Annotated in this window: 23 protein-coding genes; 12 read left to right on the top strand and 11 right to left on the bottom strand. The window is 63.7% G+C overall.

Annotated elements, in window-relative coordinates; translation table 11 throughout:
* Positions 1–3 precede the first annotated feature (3 nt).
* From F6X37_RS28515 to F6X37_RS28505, 3 genes are all read left to right on the top strand, one after another.
* Positions 4–591, top strand: a complete 588-nt coding sequence (locus F6X37_RS28515; RefSeq protein WP_184060523.1) for an NTP transferase domain-containing protein — start codon at positions 4–6, stop codon at positions 589–591.
* 349 nt (positions 592–940) lie between these two features.
* The gene (locus F6X37_RS28510; RefSeq protein ID WP_090809333.1) at positions 941–1,648 is read left to right on the top strand and encodes a PIG-L deacetylase family protein; all 708 of its coding nucleotides are present in this window, start codon (positions 941–943) and stop codon (positions 1,646–1,648) included.
* A gap of 129 nt (positions 1,649–1,777) precedes the next feature.
* Complete coding sequence (locus F6X37_RS28505) at positions 1,778–1,930, top strand: hypothetical protein (RefSeq protein ID WP_166618176.1); 153 nt, start codon at positions 1,778–1,780, stop codon at positions 1,928–1,930.
* A gap of 45 nt (positions 1,931–1,975) precedes the next feature.
* Here the strand turns inward: F6X37_RS28505 and F6X37_RS28500 are convergent, their stop codons facing one another.
* From F6X37_RS28500 to aepX, 3 genes are read right to left on the bottom strand one after another with little or no spacing between them, the layout of a single operon-like run.
* A complete protein-coding gene (locus tag F6X37_RS28500) occupies positions 1,976–3,043 on the bottom strand; it encodes a 2-aminoethylphosphonate aminotransferase (RefSeq protein ID WP_187613609.1) in 1,068 nt (355 codons plus the stop codon).
* 23 nt (positions 3,044–3,066) lie between these two features.
* Positions 3,067–4,230, bottom strand: coding sequence for a phosphonopyruvate decarboxylase (gene aepY, locus F6X37_RS28495; RefSeq protein ID WP_184060519.1), 1,164 nt, complete (start codon positions 4,228–4,230; stop codon positions 3,067–3,069).
* Entirely contained in the window at positions 4,227–5,957 is a 1,731-nt protein-coding gene (gene aepX, locus F6X37_RS28490) for a phosphoenolpyruvate mutase (protein WP_187613608.1), read from the bottom strand. The genes aepY and aepX overlap by 4 nt, the downstream gene beginning before the upstream one ends.
* A gap of 549 nt (positions 5,958–6,506) precedes the next feature.
* Here aepX and F6X37_RS28485 point away from each other — a divergent pair.
* Entirely contained in the window at positions 6,507–8,048 is a 1,542-nt protein-coding gene (locus F6X37_RS28485; protein ID WP_187613607.1) for a methyl-accepting chemotaxis protein, read from the top strand.
* A 321-nt stretch (positions 8,049–8,369) separates the two neighbouring features.
* Positions 8,370–10,109 carry a peptidoglycan D,D-transpeptidase FtsI family protein gene (locus F6X37_RS28480; RefSeq protein ID WP_187613606.1) on the top strand — a complete coding sequence of 580 codons (1,740 nt, stop codon included), beginning with the start codon at positions 8,370–8,372 and terminating at the stop codon, positions 10,107–10,109.
* A gap of 27 nt (positions 10,110–10,136) precedes the next feature.
* Here F6X37_RS28480 and F6X37_RS28475 read toward each other — a convergent pair whose 3' ends face one another.
* On the bottom strand, positions 10,137–11,252 hold the full coding sequence (locus F6X37_RS28475) for a sensor domain-containing diguanylate cyclase (protein WP_187613605.1): 1,116 nt from the start codon (positions 11,250–11,252) through the stop codon (positions 10,137–10,139).
* Between the two features lie 342 nt (positions 11,253–11,594).
* Here F6X37_RS28475 and F6X37_RS28470 point away from each other — a divergent pair, with 342 nt between their 5' ends.
* A complete protein-coding gene (locus tag F6X37_RS28470) occupies positions 11,595–11,849 on the top strand; it encodes a DUF2866 domain-containing protein (protein WP_090809319.1) in 255 nt (84 codons plus the stop codon).
* A 16-nt stretch (positions 11,850–11,865) separates the two neighbouring features.
* Here the strand turns inward: F6X37_RS28470 and F6X37_RS28465 are convergent, their stop codons facing one another.
* Positions 11,866–12,495, bottom strand: a complete 630-nt coding sequence (locus F6X37_RS28465) for a 2-hydroxychromene-2-carboxylate isomerase (RefSeq protein ID WP_187613604.1) — start codon at positions 12,493–12,495, stop codon at positions 11,866–11,868.
* Between the two features lie 111 nt (positions 12,496–12,606).
* On the bottom strand, positions 12,607–13,233 hold the full coding sequence (locus F6X37_RS28460; protein WP_090809317.1) for a LysE family translocator: 627 nt from the start codon (positions 13,231–13,233) through the stop codon (positions 12,607–12,609).
* Between the two features lie 113 nt (positions 13,234–13,346).
* Between F6X37_RS28460 and F6X37_RS28455 the strand changes: the two genes are divergently transcribed.
* From F6X37_RS28455 to F6X37_RS28440, 4 genes are all read left to right on the top strand, one after another.
* Positions 13,347–13,988, top strand: coding sequence for an IMPACT family protein (locus tag F6X37_RS28455; RefSeq protein ID WP_262420055.1), 642 nt, complete (start codon positions 13,347–13,349; stop codon positions 13,986–13,988).
* Between the two features lie 150 nt (positions 13,989–14,138).
* Complete coding sequence (locus F6X37_RS28450) at positions 14,139–14,720, top strand: hypothetical protein (protein WP_187613603.1); 582 nt, start codon at positions 14,139–14,141, stop codon at positions 14,718–14,720.
* Between the two features lie 97 nt (positions 14,721–14,817).
* The gene (locus tag F6X37_RS28445) at positions 14,818–15,438 is read left to right on the top strand and encodes a LysE family translocator (protein WP_187613602.1); all 621 of its coding nucleotides are present in this window, start codon (positions 14,818–14,820) and stop codon (positions 15,436–15,438) included.
* Between the two features lie 189 nt (positions 15,439–15,627).
* Entirely contained in the window at positions 15,628–16,605 is a 978-nt protein-coding gene (locus F6X37_RS28440) for a 2-dehydropantoate 2-reductase (RefSeq protein WP_187613601.1), read from the top strand.
* A gap of 85 nt (positions 16,606–16,690) precedes the next feature.
* Here F6X37_RS28440 and F6X37_RS28435 read toward each other — a convergent pair whose 3' ends face one another.
* The 3 genes from F6X37_RS28435 to oxlT form a co-directional block, all read right to left on the bottom strand.
* Positions 16,691–18,142, bottom strand: coding sequence for an aldehyde dehydrogenase family protein (locus tag F6X37_RS28435; RefSeq protein WP_187613626.1), 1,452 nt, complete (start codon positions 18,140–18,142; stop codon positions 16,691–16,693).
* A 92-nt stretch (positions 18,143–18,234) separates the two neighbouring features.
* Positions 18,235–19,218, bottom strand: a complete 984-nt coding sequence (locus tag F6X37_RS28430) for a LysR family transcriptional regulator (RefSeq protein WP_187613600.1) — start codon at positions 19,216–19,218, stop codon at positions 18,235–18,237.
* A gap of 30 nt (positions 19,219–19,248) precedes the next feature.
* Positions 19,249–20,601, bottom strand: a complete 1,353-nt coding sequence (gene oxlT, locus F6X37_RS28425; protein ID WP_187613599.1) for an oxalate/formate MFS antiporter — start codon at positions 20,599–20,601, stop codon at positions 19,249–19,251.
* Between the two features lie 370 nt (positions 20,602–20,971).
* Here oxlT and F6X37_RS28420 point away from each other — a divergent pair, with 370 nt between their 5' ends.
* Positions 20,972–21,919, top strand: coding sequence for a LysR family transcriptional regulator (locus F6X37_RS28420; RefSeq protein WP_018424728.1), 948 nt, complete (start codon positions 20,972–20,974; stop codon positions 21,917–21,919).
* A 96-nt stretch (positions 21,920–22,015) separates the two neighbouring features.
* Positions 22,016–22,336, top strand: coding sequence for a hypothetical protein (locus F6X37_RS28415; protein WP_187613598.1), 321 nt, complete (start codon positions 22,016–22,018; stop codon positions 22,334–22,336).
* A gap of 90 nt (positions 22,337–22,426) precedes the next feature.
* Here F6X37_RS28415 and F6X37_RS28410 read toward each other — a convergent pair whose 3' ends face one another.
* Complete coding sequence (locus F6X37_RS28410; RefSeq protein WP_262420054.1) at positions 22,427–23,272, bottom strand: NAD(P)(+) transhydrogenase (Re/Si-specific) subunit beta; 846 nt, start codon at positions 23,270–23,272, stop codon at positions 22,427–22,429.
* A 54-nt stretch (positions 23,273–23,326) separates the two neighbouring features.
* Positions 23,327–24,142 carry a fumarylacetoacetate hydrolase family protein gene (locus tag F6X37_RS28405; protein WP_187613597.1) on the bottom strand — a complete coding sequence of 272 codons (816 nt, stop codon included), beginning with the start codon at positions 24,140–24,142 and terminating at the stop codon, positions 23,327–23,329.
* Positions 24,143–24,148 lie beyond the last annotated feature (6 nt).

Here is a 24,148-nt window from a genome sequence, read left to right as displayed (position 1 = left end):
CCGATGGCCTACGCTTCGCTCGCCACTGGCGTGTTGCTCGCCGCCGGTCTCGGCTCGCGCTTCGATCCGCACGGGCTGCACAACAAACTACTCGCACGTATGCCCGACGGCAAGCCGGTTGCGCATGAAGCCGCGCATCGGCTGCTGCGGGTCGTGACGCGGGTGCTCGCTGTCGTGCGGCCGGGCTCCGACGCGCTCGCCCGCGCGCTGAACGATGCCGGCTGTGATGTCGTGTTTGCGGCGAGCGCCGAGCGCGGCATGGGCGCGAGCCTCGCCGCCGGTATCGAAGCGAGCGACGACGCCGAGGGCTGGATCGTCGCGCTCGCCGATATGCCGCGCATTGCGGTTCCGACGATCGAAGCGATAGCCCGCGCGCTCGACAACGGCGCGCCGCTCGTCGCGCCGTTCTACGACGGTCAGCGCGGCCATCCGGTCGGCTTCGGCAGCGAGCATCGCGACGCGCTACTCGCGCTGGACGGCGACACCGGCGCGAAAGCGCTGCTCAGGTCACACGCGCTGACGCGCATCGACGTCGACGATCCCGGCATTCTGCGCGACGTGGACACGCCGGACGATTTGCGCACGCTCTAGCCGCCAACATCAGGCTCGCCGAGACTGGCTGACCGCAGCCGGTCGACATCGAGAATCTTGCCGGACAAGGAACACTGATACGGCATGAAGCCCCTGGATCTGACGCGTTTCGATCTCAACCTTCTGGTTGTACTTGAGCCGTCGAGATGGCGACTCACACCAAAAACGTGCGCTTCAAGGGCCCCTCCGCGATCTTTCAGGCACGCGCTTTGCGCGCCGCAAGTTTCGCGCGCAAGCCGCACCAATTGCGCCTAAGCTGAGGTGACGCCATTTTTTCGCACGCGGCGCCTTGACGACCGGCAGCCTCGATGCCTCATCCGTCCCGCCTCGAATCGCCACACGCAAGCCCATGAGCGAAACCACTCCACGCCTTTTCATCGTCTCGCCCCATTTCGACGACGCCGTCTTCAGTTGCGGCGCCTTGCTCGCCGCCCATCCCGACGCCGCCGTCTGCACCGTGTTCGCCGCACCGCCCGAACACGACATGCACACGGAGTGGGACGAAAAAGCAGGCTTCGCGAACGCCCATGAAGCGGTCCGCGAACGCACGATCGAAGACAACCGCGCGCTCGAAGTGCTCGACGCGATCCCGCTGCGCATGCCGTTTCGCGACAGCCAGTACGCCGACTCGCCGTCGATCAGCCAGATGGCCGCGGCGCTGGAGGAAACGATTTACCGCACGACCGCGAACACGCTGCTGATGCCGCTTGGCCTGCATCACGACGATCACGCCCGGGTATTCGAAGCGTGCTGCGAGATCCTGCCGCGGCTCACGCATCTGGACTGGTTCGGTTACGAGGAAGCGATTCACCGGCTCACGCCGGGCGCGGTGCAGGCGCGGCTCGCCGATCTCGCGCAGCGCGGCATCGTCGCGACGCCTGCAACGCCGAGCGCGGGCCACACCATCGACGTGCAGCGCCGCGCGCATCTGAAACGCGAAGCGGTCAACGCGTACGCGAGCCAGTTGCGGGCGTTCGGCGCCGGCAACTACGACGACGTGTTCGCGACCGAGCGCTACTGGCAGCTCAGCGCCGGCCGCAAACGCGCGAAGAAATAGCAAAAAGGAGCGAGCAGGAAGCGCGGCGAGCGCCTACGCTTGAAGACAGATAGCCGACGCGGCGGCACACATCGGCGGTATCAAGCCGCTTCGGCCGGACCCGCGCATTTCAACCGCAAGGGTGACGCAATGAGCTACGACATGCACACCAGCCCGATTCCCGACCCGAACGCCGATCCGAACCGCGACCCGGAAGCCGACCCGCTCGTGCCGCCGTCGCCGGGGCATCATGCCGAGGAGCCGCAGCGGCCTGACGGGCCGCCGGACAAGGATCCGGTGTAAGGGAGCCGCGAGCGGCGCGGTCGCGGCGCGCCACTCGGCGCAGCGTCAGCGCATCAAGTCGCTGAAGCCCTGCAGCAGGCGGTCGATATCGGCCGCGTGAATGTTGCCCATCGTCGAGATGCGGAACAGCTCCGCCGACAGCCCGCCCTGCCCTGCATAGATCACGAAGCCGCGCGCCTTCAGCGCGTCGTGCAGTTGCGGATACGCGATACCGTTGGGCAAGCGGTACGCGCGCAACACCACCGACGACTGCCCGGCCGGCAACACACTGTCGATGCCGCGCGCCGCCAGCCCAGCGCGCACCTGCTCGGCAAGCGCCGCATAGCGCGCGTGACGCGCGCGCCAGCCGCCTTCGTCGGCCAGCTCACGCAGCGCCTCGACCAGCGCGTAATACGCGTGCACCGACGGTGTAAACGGCGTGTTGCGCTGATCCTGCAAACGCGCGAGCCGCGCGAGATCGAGGTAGTACGTGCGGCTCGCCGCGCGCGCGAGCGCCGCGCGCCGCACCAGCACGAACGACGCGCCCGGCACGCCATGCAGGCATTTGTTGGCGGTCGCCGCGAGCGCGTCGAGGCTCGCGTCCGCGAAATCGATCGTTTCGGCGCCGAAGCTGCTGACACCGTCCACCAGCAGACGCAGGCCGCGCTCGCGACACAAGGCGCCGAGCGCCGCGATGTCGTTCAGACGGCCCGTGGTCGTTTCATGATGAATCACCGCGACGTGCGTGAACGACTTGTCGGCGTCGAGCCGTTCGGCGATCTTCGCCAGATCGGGCGCGTCCATCCAGTCGTGCTTCAGCGCTTCGTGCGCGATGCCGTATTGCGCGGCGATCTGCGCGATACGCTCGCCGTACACACCGTTTTCGACGACCAGCAGTTTGCCGTTGTGCGGCACCAGCGCGGCCGTCATGCTTTCGACGGCGGCCGTGCCGGAGCCGGTCATCAGTACTGCCTGCCATTCGTTCGGGTCGAGCCCGTACACGTCGGCGAGACGCGTGCGCGCCTCTTCCTGGAGATCGAAAAACTCGCTCTCGCGATGGCACAGATCCGTCTGCAACAGGCTGTTGCGGACACGTTCGGTGAGCGTCACCGGGCCGGGGTTGAGCAGCAGCATGGGCGCTCCTGTTGGCGTTGGGTTCAGATCGCGCCGATGTGGCGCATCAGGCGCGTCTTCACATCGGGCGGCGTAATGGTCGGGCGCGGCAGGCCGTCGGGCGTGCCGCGGCGGATCGTCAGGCGCGCGAAGCGCGGGCCGTCGAGCGGCGGCGCCGCGAACAGCTCGTCGATGATCGCAGGATCGTCGCTCTCCACCGCCGACGCGTAACCGCACGCGGCCGCCACGCCCGCGAACGACACCTGCGACGATACCGTCGCCTGGCCGCCGGTCGAGTCGTGCGCGCCGTTATCGAGCAGCACGTGCGTGAGGTTCGACGGGCCGTACGCGCCGAGCGTCGCGAACACGCCCATGCGCATCAGTGCGGCGCCGTCGCCGTCGAGCGCGACCACGCGCAGATCGGGGCGCGCGAGCGCGAGGCCGAGCGCGAACGGCGTCACGCAGCCCATCGAGCCGACCATGTATAGCTGGTTCGCGCGATCGTCGATCGCATAGAGTTCGCGGCCGCAAAAGCCGGTCGACGCGAGCACCACCGTCGAGTCGAGCGGCGTATGCGCGATCACCTTTTGCAGCGCGTCGTGGCGCGTCGCGAGTTCGTTCGCGGCGCTGTCGCGAAACCGCGCGCGAGGCTCGACCGGCGTGCGCCGCCTGGGCGCGCCGCCGTCCTTCAGTTCATACGGCGCAACGCTGCCCTTCTGCATCACGAGCGCGTACGGACGGCCGGTTGCGTCCATGTGCGCGATCGCGCGATCGAGCGCCGGACCGATCGCGTCGGCCTCGGTCGGGAACGTCTCCCACGGAATTTCCATCGTGTCGAGCATCGCCGGCGTGATCGGGCCCATCAGCGCGTGCTGCGGCTCGTCGGCAACGCCGGGCTGGCCGCGCCACGTGACGATCAGCAGTTGCGGCAAGCGGAAGGTCCACGTCAGCGACGTCAGCGGGCTGACCGCGTTGCCGAGCCCGGAGTTCTGCATCATCGTGATGCCGCGCCGGCCGTTTTTCGCGCCGAGCGTAACGCCGGCGATCAGCGCGACCGCGTCGCCCTCGTTGGCCGCCGACACGTAGTGCAGCGACTCGTCCTGCAGCACGTAGTTGATGAACGGCGTCAGATACGAGCACGGCACGCCCGCGTACCAGTCGAAACCGCGCTCGCGCGCCGCCTCGACGAACTGTGCTGCTTCGATCATTGCGCGCCTCCGTGTGCATCGTTCGCCGTCGCCCCGCCGCCGACGGCCGTCGCGAACGGCGCCTGCGCGTGCGCGAAGTCGCCCGCGCGGCGGAAATCGTCGAGATCGTTGACGCCGCGCCAGTGGCCGTGCACGTATTGCACCTCGATCGACTCGCCCGCTTCGATCAACGCGTTCAGCAGCGCGGGCATGTCGAGCGACGCGAAATCGTCGCGCGTCCGCAACTCGCGCATGACCGCCCGCAGGCGCTCGCGACCCGCGCCGCGCACGTTCAGCAGACCCACCCAGCGGCCATGCGGCACCGGGGCGACGCCCGCCGCCGACGACTGCTCCCGCCCGCTCGCGACATGCCGCAGCACGATCTTGTTGCCGAACAGACCGCGGTCGTCGGCGGCCGAGCACCACGCGAAATCGCGCACGCTCGCATTCTCCGCATCGGTTAGCGACGAATCGACGACCACGCTGAACGCGGCCTCGCTTTCCACCAGATCGCGCAGGATGTAGCTGCGAAACAGCAGGTCGCCGTACGAAATGACCGTGTCGCCGGTCAGGTGGTCGAGTGCGCACGCGAGCGAGGCAAGCTCGCCGGTCTGCGCGTGCTGCTGGTTGACCACGAGGCGGATGCCCGCGGTATCGATCGCGTCGGCGCGATAGCCGCCGACCACGGTGATGTCGTTGACGCCCTGCTTCTTGAACGCGTCGACGAGCCAGCGCAGCAGCGGTTTGCCGGCGATCGGCAGCATCACCTTCGGGCGGTCCCCGGTCACCGCTTCAAGGCCTTTGCCGCGGCTCGCGGCGAGCACGACGGCCGAGCCGGCCGCGCGGCCGCCCGACAGATAGCGGTCTTCGGCTTCCGAATATTCGTCGGCGTCCTGCAAACGGAAGATTTCGTTGACGGCCGCGATGCTGTCCTCGACGTTGACGAGCGTCTCGCTCGAATGGATTTCCTTCGCGACGGCCTGCATCGCCGAGGTCGACGCGCGGATCAGATGGTTCGCCCAGATCACGGTGCTGATGCCCGCTTCGCGGAACACCTCGGTCGGCGTGCTGTAGTACTTGGTCGGCACGATCACGAGCGGCGCGCGCCCGGCCCATTCGCGCGCGAATTCGAGAATCTCGTCGGGGCGCGACAGCTTGCTGTGAATCAGGATCGCATCGGCACCAGCTTGGGCGTACGCTTGCGCGCGGCGCAGCGCTTCGTCCATGCCCCAGCCCGCGATCAGCGCCTCGACGCGCGCGACGATCGAGAAATGCTCGTCGTTCTGCGAGTCCTTGCCCGCCTTGATCTTGCCGCAGAATTCGTCGATATCGGCAAGCGGCTGCGCCTCACCGTTGATGAAGCTGTTGGTCTTCGGAAACTGCTTGTCCTCGATGCACACGCCGGCGATGCCGCGCTGTTCGAGCTTGCGCACGAGGCGGCGCACGTTGTTGAAGTTGCCGTAGCCGGTGTCGCCGTCGAGCAGGATCGGCAGATCGCTCGCGTCGGCCATGAATTCGAGGGTATCGACCACCTGCGTCCAGCTCGCCTCGTTGTTGTCGCGCACGCCGAACTGCGCGGAGATCGCGAGGCCCGAGCCCCAGATCGCCTTGAACCCAGCTTCGCGAACGATGCGCGCGGACAGGCCGTTATGCGCCTCCATCATGAATTCGAGTTCGCTGCTGACGAGCATCTGGCGCAGGCGCGCGCTGCGGGACTGGGAAACGAAAGCGGGATCGCGTGCATTCACTCTTCGGGACTCCTGGTGGCGGGCTTATTGGCGTTCTTCGATGCCAGGCTGGCAATCGGAAAAGGGCGACTATAGCGGAATTTTTTATGACGAGTCTTTGAAGGTCTCAGCGGTCTTTCGTGGTTGCGCTTAAGTGGAAAAATGTGTTGTTTTTTGCATGCGTGACCATTTAACGGGATTTTTGGATTTGATTGGCGTTTTGTGGGATGTTGGTGCGAACCCTCCTGGATTGGGCTCAGCAGGTTTTACGCAGACCAGCGCCGGCATTTTTTCATGTCGATTTTCTCGCGCATTTTTCAATCGCCGCGATTTACCGAAAATCGCCGGTTAATTCAGATTCTTGAATAATTAACAAAAGTCTTTTTCGAATTACGCGCATGAGCGCCGCTAAAACATTCAATAAATCCACCCATTAATCGGACGAATAGGGATGTCGAACAGCGGGTTTTCCCTGCCTCGATCAATGCCATTTCGCGCCGTAAACACAGCGAGCGGCATCCGACCGCAATTCAATGGACCCTACTGGCCAAAACGCCTATTCCCATCGCTATGACTCTGAACCGAAAACTGGCGTCCATGATCGCCGTTCTGTGGGTCGGCCTGATCCTGATCGGCGCGTTCGGCGCGTGGCAGAACCGCGCATCGATGATCTCGGACCGACGCGAGCAATTGCGCTCGTTGATCGACGAGGCAAACCACGTCGTCGGCCACTACTACTCGCTCTCCCAGCAGCATGCGCTGTCCGAGGACGACGCGAAAAAGCAGGCGCTCGCGACGCTCGGCGCGATGCGCTACGGCAAGGACGGCTATTTGTCGATCAACGACTCGCAGCCGGTCATGCTGATGCATCCGATCAAGCCCGAACTGATCGGCAAGAACCTCGCGCAGTTCACCGATCCGGCCGGCAATCATCTGTTCGTCGATATCGTCAACTCGGGCAATCACGACGGCGGCGGCTTCGTCGATTATTTGTGGGCCAAGCCCGGCAGCGAGCAGCCCGTCGCGAAGACCAGCTACTCGGTGCACTTCGCGCCGTGGGACTGGTACCTCGTGACCGGCATGTACATGGACGACGTGCAAAGCGCGTTCTACCGCAACCTGCTGCGCTGGCTCGCGATCACCGTCACGCTCGGCGCGCTCTCTACGGCCGTGATGCTGGTCGTGCTGCGCAGCATCCGCCGCTCGCTCGGCGGCGAACTCGAAGTGGCCGTCGAGCACGCACGGTTGATGGCGCAAGGCAACCTCGCGACGCCGGTGCCGATCGAGCCGCACGACAGCGGCAGCCTGCTGCATGCCCTGCGCACGATGCAGGCGGGACTCGTCGACACGGTCTCGCGAGTGCGCCAGGGCACCGAGAACATCAACGTCGGCGCGACCGAAATCGCGGCGGGCAACACCGACCTGTCGCAGCGCACCGAGGAGCAGGCGGCGGCGCTCGTGCAAACCGCGTCGAGCATGGATCAGATGACGGTGAACGTGAAGCAGAACGCGGACAGCGCGACCCAGGTCGCGCAACTCGCGAGCGACGCAGCGAACGTCGCGACGCGCGGCAGCCGCGTGGTCGACGACGTGGTGCGCACGATGGGCGAGATCACCGCGAGCTCGCGGCAGATCGGCGACATCATCGGCGTGATCGACGGCATCGCGTTCCAAACCAATATCCTCGCGCTGAATGCCGCCGTCGAGGCGGCTCGCGCCGGCGAACAGGGCCGTGGCTTCGCGGTGGTCGCGGCCGAAGTGCGCAGCCTCGCGCAGCGCTCGGCGACGGCCGCCAAGGAGATCAAGGCGCTGATCGAAACCTCGACCGATACCGTCGAGACCGGCTCGTCACTGGTCGCCAACGCGGGCGCGACGATGGGCGAGATCGTGCAGTCGGTGCGGCGGGTCAACGAGATCCTCGAAGAAATCAGCCACGCGTCGCGCGAGCAGAGCGCGGGCATCGAACAGGTCAATCGCGCGGTCGGCGAGATGGATCAGGTCACGCAGCAGAATGCGGCACTGGTCGAACAGGCCGCGGCCGCCGCGCATTCGCTGAAGGACCAGGTCGCCGTGTTGCGCGACGCGATTGCGAGTTTCGCGTTGCCGGCTTGAGCTTGCCCCGCCGCGCCCGCAACGGGCGCGAAAAAAGAAGGCGCCCCACAGGCAGAGAGCGCCTATTCAACACGCCGCGTCGGAGTCGACGCATCAATCGAACGAATCAGCCGGGCGGATTTTGCAAGTCCGCGCGGCTTTTCGTGATCAAGCTTCGGCTCGGCTCGCCTTTGCTCCAGCTCGAACGCGCCTCCTTTCACATTCCTCGCATTTAAATTACGTTTTATTTACAATCGGCCCGGCGACAGTCCTTGCCGCCAGGCCTCGTGGCTTTGGCGGCCTCGTTCAATCGAAAGTACGTGAGATCCGCTGCCCGCCGCCATGATCCGCCAGAAAAAACCGCCGTCGTCCGATCCCTATGCCTTAGCCGTGAAGAACCCGCTGCTCGATGCGCGACTACCCGCGTGGCGCTCGAAGTTCGTCGTGCTGCTCGTGTTCGGCGCGTTCGCGACGCTCGCGCTCCGCGCGTTCTGGGTGCAGGTCGTGAATCAGGACTTCTACGTCGACCAAGGGCAGAAGCGCTATCAGCGCCTGCTCGAACTCGACGCGACGCGCGGCCGGATCGTCGATCGCAATGGTTCGATGCTCGCGGTCAGTCTCGCGACCTACGAAATCTGGGCCACGCCGAAGCTCGTCGACGAAAGCGCGTTCGCGCCGCTGGCAAAGCTGCTCGATCTGCCGCTCGCGGAACTGCGTCGGCGTCTGAACGGCGAGCGCAGCTTCGTGCTGCTCAAGCGCCAGGTCGATGCCGACACTGCCGGGCATCTGTCGCGCCTCGGGCTCGCCGGGATCACGCAGATCGCCGACACCAAACGCTTTTATCCCGAGGGCGAGTCGGCCGCGCACGTGGTCGGCTTCACCGACATCGAGGACAACGGCCAGGAAGGCGTCGAACTCGCCGCCAATGCGCAGTTGCAAGGCGTGCCCGGCCACCGCGAGGTGATCCGCGACCGGCTCGGCCGCGTGATCTCGGAGACGCGGCCGCTCGTGCCCGCGCGCAACGGCGCCACGATCCAGTTGACGATCGACCGGCGCATCCAGCAACTCGCGTACACACAACTCAAAGCCGCGATCGCGAAGCACCGCGCCGAAGCGGGCAGCGTGGTCGTGCTCGATGCGCGCAACGGCGAGATCCTCGCGCTCGCCAACTACCCGAGCTTCGATCCGAACGACCGCACGCACCTGTCCGGCCGGCAGTTGCGCAACCGCGCGGTGATCGACACGTTCGAACCGGGTTCGACGATCAAGCCGCTGGTCGTCGCACTGTCGATCGACGAAGGCAAGGTGCGGCCGCAGAGCATCATCGATACCGCGCCCGGCTGGTATCGGATCGGCCCGGCCATAATTCACGACACGTCGAATCATGGCGCGATGACGGTCGCCGAGGCGGTGCAGAAGTCGAGCAATATCGCGCTGGCAAAGCTCGCGCTGAATCTGCCGGCCGAGACGATCTGGACCAAGTATCGGCAATACGGGCTCGGTCTGAAGCCCGAGCTGCCCTTCCCTGGCGTGGCCGCCGGCAAGCTGCGGCCATATAAGCGCTGGCGCCCGATCGAACAGGCCACGATGGCTTATGGCTACGGGCTGTCGGTATCGCTGCTGCAAATCGCGCAGGTCTACACCGCCTATGCGGGCGACGGCGCGCTGAGGCGTGTGAGCCTGCTGCGCGAGCCGCTCGACGCGGACAGCCCCGCGTCGTTCGCCGACCGCGGCGAATCGGTCACGACGCCCGGCACCGCGCGCGCGATCCGCAACATGCTCGAAATGGCCACGGGCAACGGCGGCACCGGACGCGCCGCGACCGTGGCGGGTTATCGCATCGGCGGCAAGACCGGCACCGCGCGCAAGCAGATCGGCGCGGGCTACGCGAAGAACCGCTACCGCGCGCTGTTTGTCGGCATGGCGCCGATGAGCGATCCGCGCCTGATCGTCGCCGTGATGATCGACGATCCGGCTGGCAAGGCGTTCTATGGCGGCACGGTCGCTGGACCGGTGTTCAGCGGCGTGATGGGCGGCGCGTTGCAGCTGCTCGGGGTGCCGCCGGATGCGGCAGGAGTGTGACGCGTAGTTAGTGTTAGTTACGGTCGATCAGCCCTGCTCATCGAGCGCATCGACCTGCGCCTCGATACGATTGCGGCCGTTGCGCTTGGCCTGATACATCGCGCGATCGGCCTCGTCCATCATCGCCTGACCGAGCGACATCGCCTCGGCCGGGCTGCCGGCGACCACGCGCCCGGCCACGCCGATCGACACGGTCAATGCAATGAGCTCGCCGTGCTCGTCGCGCACGTCGAGCTTCTCGACCGCACGCCGCACGCGTTCCGCGACGGTCAACGCGTCGCTGCGATCGCCTTGCAGCAGCGCGGCGAACTCCTCGCCGCCATAGCGCGCGACGGTGTCGCCAAGCCGCACCTGCTGTCGCACGCAGGCGGCCACCGCCGCGAGCGCGCGGTCGCCGCTCTGATGGCCGTGGCTATCGTTGATGCGCTTGAAACCGTCGATATCGATGAAAAGACACGCGACCGGCACGCGATAACGGGCCGCGCGCATCAACTCCTCGCGCAGCCGTTCGTCGAAATAGCGGCGATTCGCGAGGCCAGTCAGCGAATCGGTCATGCCGAGCTGCCTGAGCCGCTCCCGATGCGCGACGTTGTCGAGACTCGCGGTGACGATGCTCGCGAAGCGCTCGAGAATGTCGGTGGCCATGCCCGCGCCGAAGCGCGCGGGGTCGTCGCTGCCGAGGCATAGATAGCCGCTGACGCTCGTGCCCGCGGCGAGCGGCAGCAGGATCGCGCTGGCCGGCACGTGAGCTGGCGCGGCACCGAAGAACGCGCGGCGCGTGTCGTCGTCGAGTTCGCCAGGGCGGCCGAGCCACGGCCGATCGTCTTCGCACAAGGATTGCGCGACGAGACCGCCCTCGCGCGACGTCTTCAGCTGCGCATGATCGAGCGCGCGCAGGTTGCCCGGCTCGAGCAGTTCGAGCAGCATTGGCGCGCGCTCGTCGAGCCACAGCACCACGTTCGCGAGCGAGAACTCCCTCGGCAGATGGCTGAACAACGTATCGAGAAACGATGCGAAATCCTGCGCGCCGATCAACCGCAACTCGACGTTCTGGAAGCGGCGCAACGTGCGCTCGTTGTGCTGCACGGTGTCGACGAGCGAGCGAAGGCGCTCGGCAAGCGGCGTTTGGGCGAGATTCGTCACGGTATCAGTAAGGCGGCCCTGAAGGCGAAGCGGGGTCGACGCCCCAACTCTACTGATAACGGCCGATCCGCCGGGGTCTTGAGGGCAGGCTCGCGACGTGTCGGCCGGCCTGCCAGCGTTCATGCCCACTGTTGTCAGCTCTCGCTTGCATTCACTTGCACTCGCTTACACGCAATGAGATCCGTTTGCGTAATGATTGCGGTTCTTAAGTTTCGCTTAATTGTTCCCTGCAAGTATGTGGCACATCCCCTGTTGAGCCGCCAGAACATCGGCGGCGCTTTTTCTTGAGGGGTGCCAGAAGCGCGACCGAAAACGGTTACGCGCACAAGAAGGAGGTAAATCATGGTTGAAGAGATGGTAGTCGAACACCTGCGTGCGATGCCCGGCCATGAATGGACTCGCCAGATTCACTCCTGCAAGGTCTCCGATCCGCTGCAACCGCCCTGGGGCCGTTCATACCGGCTCGTCGAATGGACGATGAAGCACGCGCCCGAGCCGAGCCGTCGCGTCGTTCCCGCCGAAAGTACTCCGCTCGAAATCGCCCAGGCCGTGGTCTCTCACGTGCCGGGTCGGCGCTTCTGCCAGCAGGCTGATTAAGCGCTCCCGCTGACGTTCAATGACGCGCCGCGATCGCGTCGCAATGGTCCAACGCGTCCTCCAGCCTGTCATTGCCCCAGAACATCTCCCCGCCGACAAAAAACGTCGGCGCACCGAAAATCCCCTTGTTGATGGCCCGTTCGGTCTGCTCGCGCAAGCGGAGCTTGTTCGCGTCGCTTTGCGCGGCGTCGATCACGCTCTGCGCCGGTAAGCCAAGCGAGTCGAGCGCGTGACTGACGACATCGATTGAACCGATGTCGCGGTCGTCGACGAAATTCAACTGCATGATCTTGCGGCACCAGGCACCGATCCACGGCTCGTTCGCACCCAGCAGCGCGACACGCATCGCGAGAAGCGCCGCGCGCGGAAACGTGCTGGGGCGCGTGAGCGCAATGCCGTATTTGCGGCATTGACGCTCCATGTCTTTCCACACGTACGCGCCTTTTTCTTTCTGCAGTACGAAGGGCGAGTTGTCGAAACCGAGCTGGTGAAATACCGGACCGAGCAGAAACGGCCGCCAGACGATCGTCACGTTGCGCGCGGCCGCCAACGCTTCGATCCGCATCATGCTCAGATAGCTGTAGTTGCTGCCGAAGTCGAACCAGAACTCGATCGCGCGCGCCGTCGAAGTTGCGTCTTCATTCATCGCTGTCTCCTGAATCGCGCGTGCCATGGCATCGTGGCCTTGCAATGCTTAACAGTCGCGTCGTTGGGTCGCTGATCCTGCTGGCGTCGTCCTGAACTCGCGCTTCCGGACTCAGCGTGTTTGCACTGCCACGCGCAGGCCGAGCGAAATGAACAGCACACCGATGAGCTTGTTCTGCCAGCGCGTCAACCACGTCAAACGCTTCACGAGTTTGCCCAGCGGCCGCATCGTCAGGACGATCAGCGTCGTATAAAGCGCGCTCATGGCAACGAAAATCAGCCCGAGTGTCGCGAACTGCAGAAACGTCGAGCCATGTTCGGGGCGCACGAATTGCGGCAGAAATGCAAGGAAAAACAGCGCGGTCTTCGGGTTCAGCACTTCGGCGGGAATCGCCTGCAAGAACGCCTTCGAACCCGACACCGGCGCGACGACCGGCAGGTGCGCACTCGCCTGCTTTTCGCGCAACGCGCGAATGCCCAGATAGACGAGATACGCTGCACCGACGAATTTCACCGCATTGAAGGCCAGCGCGGACGTCATCAGCAGCGCGGAGAGGCCAACCGCGGCGCCCAGCGTATGCACGAAATCGCCAGTTGCGATACCGAGACCGGTCAGAATGCCGGCTTTACGTCCGCCGTGCATGGTGCGAGTCAAAACTAGCAGCACGGCCGGCCCTGGAATCAGAAAGAGCCCTAGCACGACGGCAACGAACGTCCCCAACGTGGATAGGTCAAGCATGTCGTCTCCTTGCGACGCGCGGGGTCTAAATGACGGGCGCGCGCTCAGCGGACCATTGTAGACGAACCCGCGAAGCTGCCCTTGCGCCTCGCTGGCACCGACGATCCGTTACCATGACGGACATCGCGCCGCCTACCGTGTGCTTCTTTTCATCCACCGACGTTTCCGCCTTGCCCACCTATACCCTGCCCGCGCCACTGAGCGCGGAACTCGAGATTCGCAAGAGCCGCTTCATCGCGCATGCGATCCCGGTCGCCGATCGCGATGCCGCGATGGCCGAATTGCAGCGTCTGCGCGACGAACATCCTGCCGCGACGCATGTGTGCTGGGCGCTGCTGGCGGGCGGCCAGTCCGGCATGTCCGACGACGGCGAACCGTCCGGCACCGCCGGTCGGCCGATTCTCGAAGTACTGCGGCATCACGATCTGGATGGCGTGCTTGCGGCCGTCGTGCGCTATTACGGCGGTGTGAAGCTCGGCGCGGGTGGTCTGGTGCGCGCGTACACCGATGCGATCGCGTCCGCGCTGCTCGACGCGCCGCGCGTCGAGAGGATTGCTCAGGTGTTGCTGGGCGTCGAAGTGAGTTATGCCGACGAAGCCAAAGTCCGTCGATGGATGGACGCCGAAGGCTATGCGCTCGTGGACAGCGCCTACGGCATGCTGGTGAAGATGACGATGCGCGTGCCCGCCAACGCACTCGACGACGCCAAGGCAACGCTGATCGATATCACGCAAGGAAAGGCGGGCTTTTTCTGAACGGCTCAGGTCCGGGCCTGACGCGGGCAATTCCGAAAACATCCGTTTGAAGGTTCGATGGTCCAGTTCGCTGCTACCATGCTGTTCTTCACCGGGATGACTCCACTGAAAAGGGCAACTCCTCTGACTTCGACCGCCGCTTTCTCCCGCATGGCTGCTGCGCGTTCGCCGTTGAGATCCGTCGTGCTCAAGGGCTGCGGCGCCATCCTGCTGCCCACGCTGCTGTCCGCGTGCTCGTGGTCATGGTTCGGCCTGAACAGCAGCGCCAGCGCAACGCACACGAAGACCCACGGCACCGGCTCGCTCAGCGTCGCCCCTGCACGCGACTTCGCGTATCTGCCCGCGCGCGACGGTCATATCTCGCCGAACCGCATCGAAAATACCGGGATGACCGGGCTCGTGCTGAAGGACGACGTCAGCCTCGCGGTGCGCAATGGCGTCGCGAATAGTCTGCGAGTGGCCGGTTTTCGTATCGACGACAACAAACGCGTGCTCAGCGGCAGCATCGAAACCTTCACGGTGGACGATAGGCGCTCGCCGGCGCTGTGGACGCTGAAGATGCACTACGTGGTCATCGATGCGGCGACCCAAAAAGTCATGTACACGACCACGCGCACCGTGAAGCAGAAGTCGCCGAAATTCACCAACAACACGATCGCGATCGAAGACACGGTCAAGCTCAGCGTCGATACATTGATTGGCGATCCAGGCTTTATCAAGGCGGTGAACTGAGCACGCGGCCAGCCGAGGCACGGCGCGGTTTCGCTACAATCCCGGCAACGCATCGCGCGCGATGCATCGTGATCTCCCGTTCGGAATGCAAGCCGTCATGTCCCTTACCGCCTGGCTATTCTTTTTACCCGCCTGCTTCGCCATCAACCTCGCACCCGGGCCCAATAACCTGCTTGCGATCAACGTGGCCGCGCGTCATGGCTTCATGAAAGCGTTCGTTGGCGGCAGCGGCCGGCTGCTCGCCTTCGCGATGATGCTCGCACTCGCCGCGACCGGTCTCGCGGTCGTGCTGCATGCGTCCGAGTGGATCTTTCTGGCGATCAAACTCGCGGGCGCCGCTTATCTGATCTGGCTCGCGATCCAGTTGTGGCGCAGCGACGCACCCGCAATCGATACGTCTCAACCCCAGGAGGCCGCGCTCACGCGCATCGCACGGCACGAGTTTTTCGTGGCGGCGGGCAATCCGAAGGCGATTCTGGTTTTTACCGCGTTCCTGCCGCAATTCGTCGACGTCGCGCAGCCGATACTCCCGCAATTCGCCGCGCTCGGCGCGAGCTTTCTGGTACTCGAATGGGTGGCGATTGCATTGTATTCGTGGGCCGGCATGTATCTCGGCAAATGGCTGATGCGCGCGCAGATCCGCCGCTGGTTCAATCGCTGCTGCGGCGGATTTCTCGCGGCAATCGGCGTGAGTTTTCTGCTGGTTCGGCGCGGCTGAGGTATCGAGGCCGACAGTCGAAGCAGCATTCACGTCGCGGTCTTGTCATAACGAATAACTAATACATCGACGGAGAAACTTTAACTATCAGCATTCGTCGCGCCACCTTATGCTCGAACCGTGACCGGCCGCGAATGACTGCAATGCGGCATTGGGCGAACGGCTTTTTTATCGTCACGGAGCGACATCATGAAGATCTGCATCTTCGGAGCGGGAGCGATTGGCGGTTTAATGGGCGTGCAATTGGCACGCGCCGGCGCGGACGTCAGCTTCATTGCGCGCGGCCCGCATCTGGCCGCGATGCGTGAACACGGCGCGCGCCTCATCATGGATGGCGAAACGTTCAGCGCGCCGGTGCGCTGCACGTCCGATCCACGCGAACTCGGCGTCCAGGACTTCGTCATCGTGACGCTGAAGGCGCATTCGCTGCCTGGCGTGGTCGATTCCATGCAACCGCTACTCGGCGAGCACACGGCGATCGTTACCGGCGTGAACGGCATTCCATATTGGTACTTCTATCAGCACGGCGGGCGCTTTGCCGGCACTCGGCTGACGAGCGTCGACCCCGACGGTTCGCAATGGACCAAGCTCGGACCCGAGCGCGCGATTGGCTGCGTACTCTATCCGGCGGCGGAGATCGTCGAACCGGGGGTGATCAAACACGTGTACGGCAAGAAGTTTCCCATCGGCGAACCCAGTGGCGAGCGCACCCCGCGCATTGAGCAATTGCACGAGATCATGCAGGCGGCCGGCTTCGAAGCGCCGATTCGCGACAACATTCGCGACGAAATCTGGCTCAAGCTATGGGGTAATCTGTGCTTCAACCCGATTAGCGCATTGACGCATGCAACGCTCGATGTGCTCACGAGTGACCCAGGCACGCGCGCGGTCTCACGCACGATGATGCTCGAAGCGAAGCGAATCGCGGATCAGTTCGGCGTGCACTTTCGCGTCGATGTGGAAAGGCGTATTGATGGCGCGGGTGCGGTCGGTGCGCACAAGACATCAACGCTCGTCGATCTCGAGCACCGCAGGCCGATGGAAATCGATCCCTTATTGACCGTCGTGCAGGAAATGGGGCGACTCGTTGCCGAACCGACACCCACTATCGACGTCGTGCTCGCACTGATCAAATTGCGCGAGAAGATGGCTTTACAGGGCAATTGACCGAGTACTCGTCAATTCCTTTTCGTCTTGCAACACGACCTGAAGGATCGGATGCCATGCATCCGATCCTTTTTCGCATTTGCCGCTATTGATCGATCGCCACCCACACCGCCTTCGGTTCCGTGAAGTTCTCGATCGCGACATCGCCATGCTCGCGACCGAAGCCCGAATCGCGAGCACCGCCCCACGGCAAACGCACGTCCGTATAGCCGTAGGTGTTGATCCACACCGTGCCCGCCTTCAGGTCGCGCGCCACGCGATGCACGCGGCTCAAGTCAGCGCTCCACACGCCTGCCGCGAGACTGTACGACGTGCCATTGGCGATTCGGATCGCGTCCGCTTCGTCGTTGAAACGGATCACGCTCGCCACGGGCCCGAAGATTTCTTCCTGCGAAATACGCATTTCGTGCTCGACATTCGCGAACACGGTTGGCTCGACGAAAAAGCCGCGATCGCCGACGCGCGCGCCACCCGTCACGAGCGATGCCCCTTCCGAGCGTCCCGTGTCGACATAGCTCAATACGGTCTTCATCTGCGCGGCCGAAATCAGCGGTCCCATCGACGTTTCGCGCAGCGACGGGTCGCCGACCTTGATCGACTTCGCGCGCGTGGCCAGACGCTCGACCACTTCGTCATACACGTCGCGATGCGCGAGTATCCGCGACCCGGCGGAGCACACTTGCCCCGTATTGAAGAACACACCCGACGCCGCGGCTCGCACCGCATTGTCGAGATTCGCGTCGGCAAAAATCACGTTGGCCGACTTGCCGCCGAGTTCCAGCGTCACGCGTTTGAAGTTGCCCGCCGCGCCCTGCAGGATGCCTCGTCCGACCGAAGGCGAACCGGTGAACGTGACCTTGTCGATACCGGGATGCGAGACCATCGCGTCGCCCACCACGCTGCCTTTGCCGGTGACGATGTTGAGCACGCCCGGCGGCACGCCCGCTTCGAGCGCCAGTTCGCCGATGCGCAACGCGGTGAGCGGCGTGATCTCGGCGGGCTTGACGATCAGCGTGCAACCGCATGCGAGCGCGGGCGCGATCTTCCACATGCCGATCATCAGCGGAAAATTCCACGGCACGATTGCGGCGACCACGCCGACAGGTTCGCGCAACGTATAGGTCAATGCATCGGGACGCGTCGGCACCACCTGGCCGTTGATCTTGTCGCACCAGCCTGCGTAGTATTCGACGGTATCGATCGCGGCGGGCACGTCCTGACGCATCACCGCGCCAATCGGCTTGCCGCCGTCGAGACTTTCGAGCGCGGCGAGTTCTTCCATGTTCTCGCGCATCAGGCCCGCGAGACGTTGCAGAATGCGCCCGCGTTCGGCGGCCCGAATCGAATTCCATACTTTCAATGCGCCGCGCGCGGCGCGCACCGCGGCATCGACGTCGGCGGCGCTGCCTTGCGCCACCCGTGCGATCGGCTCCTCGGTCGCGGGGTTGATGTCGACGGAATATTCCCCGCTGCCTGGCGGCATGCGCTTGCCGTCGATCAGCAGATCATGGTGCCTGAGATCGGTCTGGATTTCCATCATGAAGCTCCTTGAGTAGGACGTTATGTGGTTGACTGACGGCGCATCGATCGAATGCCGCGCGTCGCGCAAGCTTGTTGGTCGGCCCCTGTCTAAGGTTCCGGCAACAGGCTTTGCCGCACGGACCGCCAGTTGAAGCTTTGCGTCGCGGCTGCGGCAGGCGCTTCGTTCGCGATCGGCGAATGATCAGTCGTCGACGCAACGAACTGCGCCCACGCAGCAGCCGCATTGGGACGAAGCGAGCGATTTCTGCGGTGCACGAGTACCGTCGTCAATGCCGTTTCGGGGACCAGCGGACGACTCACCAACGAAGCGCCCGGCGAAGGCCAATGCGCATCGACAGGCAATACGCCGACACCCAGTCCCAATTCGACCATGCGCGCTACCGTCGCGACGTGTCCGAGTTCCTGCAACGGCCGGCGCTTCGATCCGTTCGCGGCGAGTACCGGTGCGAGCGCGGCGCGCACGCCAGTATCGGCATTCAGCGTTATCAGCGGACATTCGCGCAACGCGTGCCATCCGATGCTGTCTTGCCGCGCTAGCGGATGCGCGGATGGAAGCACCGCATGCAGTGGCGTAGTGAAAAGTACCTGCGCGTGCAGTAGAGGACTATCGACAGGTACAGTCACACAGACCGCGCCGAAATCCACCTCGCCCTGCTCGACACTGGCCAGTACGCTGCTTTGAGGTTGATCCTTGACCGATACGACCAGCTCGGGAAAAACCGACGCGCACTGCGCCAAAGCCTGCGGCACCCAGCCCGATGACAACACCGGATTACTCGCGAATAAGACGACGCCCGTGTGTCCGTCATAAGCAGCGCGCTCTTCGAGCAGCGTCAACTCGATTTCGTCGAGCAGCCTGCCAATTCTTCTCTCGAGACTCGCACCCGCATTCGTCAGTTCGACCTGGCGTGTCGTGCGATCGAACAGCTTCAATTCGACCGCGTCTTCCAGTTCACGCACGCAACGGCTCACGGCCGACTGCGTCAGATCGAACTCGCGCGCCGCGCGCGTGAAACTGCGCTCGCGCGCGACCGCGACGAATACCTTGAGTTGCTGCAGCGAAACATTCATGGCATCGGTTCCAAGCGCGCGACGCTCACGTTATTCGCCAGACTGTTCGGGCCAGTGACTCATTCGCGACGCATTGCCATTGCCATGACCCGCGACGGCCAGCGCGCCCTGAGGTGGTTCGTTGTGCGATTCGATCCAACGCGCGCGCATCGGCTTGAGGATGAACTTCGCGGAAATGCCGGCTGCGATCGTGATGACGGCGGCAAAGACGAAGACAAGGCTCCAGCCGCCCGTCGCCGCGAGTATCGACGCGATCGGCACCAGCAACGAGGCCGTGCCCTTCGCGGTGTACAACGTGCCGGCATTGGCGGCCGCGTACTTGCTGCCGAACGTATCGGCGCAAGTCGCCGGGAAGATCGAGAAGATCTCGCCCCAGAACAGGAAGATCAGCGCGGCAAAGACCATGAACGCATACGGATTGCTGCCGAACTGCATCATGCCGAGCAACGCGAGCCCCTCGCCGACGAAGATCACGAACATCGTGTTTTCACGGCCGATCTTGTCGGAGATGAAGCCGCACAGCGGACGCGTCAAGCCGTTGAAGATATTGTCGATCGACAGCGTGAGAGTCAGCAGCGGCAACGTCGCGCCGAAGACCGTCATCGGAATGCGCGCTATGCCCCAGTCTTTCGCGATCGGGCCGATCTGCGCGGTCGCCATCAAGCCGCCCGCCGCGACCGCGACGAACGACGCGTAGATCACCCAGAACACTGGCGTTCTGATCATCTGGCGCGAGGTGAAATCGACCTTCGACACCGCGAAGCGGCTCTTGCGTACCCCTGGCTGACGCAAGATCGGCCGCGTCAGGAGCATCGCGAGCAACAGAATACTGACGCCTTGCACGATGCCGAAGAACAGGAACGTCTCTTCATAGCCGCGGCGCGTAATCATGTTCGCAATCGGAATCACCGTCAGCGCCGCGCCTGCGCCAAAGCCCGCGGCCGTCAAACCCGCGGCGAGACCGCGCCGGTCGGGAAACCATTTGAGCGCGTTGCCGACGCATGTTCCATACACACCGCCCGCCCCTATCCCGCCAATCACCGCCGCGAAATACAACATGCCGAGCGTGGTCGCATGCGAATTGAGAATCCACGACAAACCCGCGCATACCGCGCCGGCTGCCACCACCGGGCGCGGCCCGAATCGATCGACGAGCCAGCCCTCGAACGGCACGAGCCACGTCTCGGTCAGAATGAAGATCGAGAACGCGAGCTGGATCGACGCCTCGCTCCAGTGATGCCGCGCATGCATAGGGGCCACGAATAACGTCCACGCATATTGCAGATTCGCCACCAGCGCCATGCATACCATGCCGATGACGAGTTGCCACCATCGGTTACGCCAGGACATACGGGTCGTCGATTGCTGGGTGATATCGTTCATGAGCCTTGTCTCCACTATTTATTTAGTGCAGCCGGCTTACGCGCCGCGCTGGATGTGTCCCGCCTTATCGTTATGGCCCGAGAACTTCGCTATCCGGGAAAAATCTCAATTGACGCTTTTGTATTTCCGCAGATCCCCGAACTCGTCTTCTATAAAATTCTTGCTTTATTCCGACCAGAACCACGCTTCAGCCGGTAAGCATTACAGGTTATTCCCCGCTATTGGGTCCGCCACACCACATATCTATGCGTTAACCCGCGTATTACAGCAGCTATTCGGCTTGTTATAAGTTTCATGCTAGGGTCATTGCTGAATTACTCATAATTAAAGTTTGTTATTATGTTGATTCACGTTTCCTTATACATCGACCATGACGATGCGCAATGCAACTCTGCGGCAACTGAAGGTCTTTGAAACGGTAGCGCGCCACCTGAGTTTTTCCCGCGCCGCAGAGGAATTGCATCTGACTCAGCCGGCCGTTTCCACCCAGGTCCGGCAACTCGAGGAACATGCGGGGCTGCCTCTGTTCGAGCAACTCGGCAAGAAGATCTATCTGACGCCGGCCGGCACGGAAATGCTCCACTACAGCCGCGCGATCATGCAGCAGTTCCATGAAGTCGACGAAGCGATGAGCCAGTTGAAGGGCGTCTCCGGCGGCAAACTGAATGTTGCGGTGATTAGCGCGGGCGACTATTTCTTTCCGCGCCTTCTCGCCGAATTCACGCGTCGCTATTCGGGTGTGGATCTCAATCTCGCGGTACACAACCGCGAAGAACTGCTTCATCAACTGGCGACCAATCAGACCGACCTCGCGGTCATGGTGCGTCCGCCGCACGAAACCGACGCGACCAATGAACCGTTCGCGCCGCACCCGTACGTGATCGTCGCGGCGCCCACTCATCCGCTTGCGCACAAGCGCAATATCCGCTTCAGTCAACTCGCGAACGAAGCGTTCATCGTGCGCGAACGCGGCTCGGACACGTGGAATTCGATGGAAGAAGGTTTTGCCGGCCGGCTGTCCAATCTGAAGATTGCGATGGAGATCAAGAGCACCGAGACGATCAAGCAGGCGGTCATCGCCGGCATGGGCATCGCGTTTCTGTCCGCCCATACGATCAGCCTCGAATTGCAACTGGGTCATCTGGTCGTGCTCGACGTCGAAACCTTTCCGGTCATGCTCAATTGGTATGTCGTGCATCGGAAGAACAAGCGTCTGCCACCGGTTGCCGTCGCCTTCAAACGCTTCCTGATGGAGGAAGGCGCCAATCTGATCGAAAAGATCACCCGCGTGAAGGAACTGAGCGTGCATAAGCCGTAGGCTATGGAAAGCCAATAAAACTTTAACTATTGCAAATCGATCGCGACTTCTATGCTGCAAGCGAGTTCTTTCACTTGCGAGCCGAGGAGGCCGATCATGAACCACGCTCCGGTTGAATCCCGTATCAGTACACGCAACGCTCGCACAGCGACGGCGGATCACGAAGACCAACCCGACGATGCGCACCTGAGCGCCTACAATGCCGCGTTCAGCGAGCTTGGGCTGCGGTTTCGCTGGGACCGTGCGACGCTCGACATGCTGAAAGAGTTCAATGGCGAGTTGGCGCGAATCACCGCTTATATCGAGCGCTATCACAGCCACCTGCATCGGGCGTACGATGCCGACTTTCTCGCGCAGCTGATTCTGCATAGGAAGACGCAGTACTACAGCGAATTCGCCGCGACCGTGGGCGACTAGAAGCATCGAAAAAGACTCGGGCGGCGGGATCATCGTCCCGCCGTCTTCGTTATTGGCAATCAGGTCTCCTGGCGGCGCATGCATCATTGATCAGCGACGTGTAGTGAAATGAATCGGCCGCTCGTGCGCGCATTGGCGTGCACAGTCGCGCTGGCGGCCGTTGCCGCGTCTACCATCACGCCCATCCCGACTATCTGCAGAGGCGCTCACGCGCATCATCGCCGGCGTGACATCGCGAAGCGCCCACGTCTGCTCTTCCCCGCCATGCCACTCGATGTTCGCGAGCAGGCCCGGCTTGCCGATCGCCAGGCCATCGCTACGCGCGGCGAAGGCATACATGCGCGCTGCGCAACTGACGCGATTCGCCGCGTGAGCGGGATCGGCCGAGTACTCGCGGCTCAGCATCAGATGCACGCCCATTGCCAACGCCAGCGCGCCCGTCGCGAGCAATGCCGCGAGTCCGAATGGCTGTGCCTGTTCAGTGACGAAGCCGTAACCGAGCCATCCGCATAAAAACAGCGCAAACAGATTGACGACGTGATGTCCCGGCCGCGCGACCGCCTCGAGTTGCAATGCGCCGCGCAGCTTGCAGAACGCAATCGCCGAGATCGCAAAGAGCAGCGCGCCGATCAACACGGCTGCAAACAGTTCGATGCGTTCGCTGTTCTCGCGCGCCGCTGCCAACAGGTAGCGCGTAAAGCCTGTCGACGCGACCGCCAAACCGATGCCGCTGCCAAGCAATGCAAGCATCCGGGGCCTGCGTGTCAGATCGCGTTCGCGCACGCATGAATGCCGCTGCGCCGAACGTCGGCCGAACTGTCGTCGCGAGAGCGCGGCCAACGCCACCATCAGCACCGCAATCAACGCTGCGGCGACAGTCACGGCGAGCAGCAGCAACAGGTCCATCCACACGGCACTCCCACAGGCTTGCGGCATGCGTGATCCTCCGTGATGCGATGAAAAGGCAAGAGCCGCGAGGTCCGGCCCTCGTCAACCGACGTTCGCGGTATCGCCCGATCGCCGTGGCTCGTCGCGCTGCGCCGCGCTCAAGGTATTGGTCAGCGTGCCTATCCCATCGATCGTGATCGAGACCGTTGCACCGTCCTTGATCGACCCCACGCCCACCGAGGTGCCGCACGCAATCACGTCGCCGGGTTCGAGCGTCAGATCCTGCGATATCAGACTCACCTGCTCGGCCGGCGAAAAGACCATATCGGCGAGCGGATAGTTCTGACGCTCGGCGCCGTCGAGCGTGGTCAGGAGGCGCGCCGCCCGCCAGTCGAAACCGGAGACGATGGCCGGACCCAGGCAACAGAAGGTATCGAAGCTCTTCGCGCGACACCACTGCGGAAAATGCGGATTCTCGTTAAGCAGATCGGCGGCGGTGACGTCGTTGACGAGCGTGTAGCCGAAGATCGCCGCCTCCGCCTGTTGCGCATCCACGTCGCGGCAACGCTGGCCGATCACGATGCCGAGTTCGCCTTCGTAGACGATCTTGCCCGCGTAGTGACGCGGCCGGCGGATCGGCTCGCCCGCGCCGATCACCGACGCCGCCGGCTTCAGCAGAAACAGCGGATGCGTGGGCACGGGTTTGTCGAGCTTCGCCGCGAGCGCGTGATAGTTATTCCACAGCGCGACGATCTTGCCGGGCGCGCACGGCGCCAACGGCGTCAATGCGCGCAGCGACAGTACGGCGCCGGTCGGCACCGGCTGCGCGAGACTTTCGTACTCGTGCAGATAGGCGCCTTCGACACGGCCGAACACGATGCCGCCGTCGCCCGACATGAACCGCATCCACGTCTGCATGCCTCG

The sequence above is a fragment of the Paraburkholderia sp. 31.1 genome, assembly GCF_014397645.1.
Classification (GTDB): Bacteria; Pseudomonadota; Gammaproteobacteria; order Burkholderiales; family Burkholderiaceae; genus Paraburkholderia; species Paraburkholderia tuberum.
Note: the sequence above shows the minus strand (reverse complement) of the source record. Positions and strands in the feature narration are given on the sequence as shown.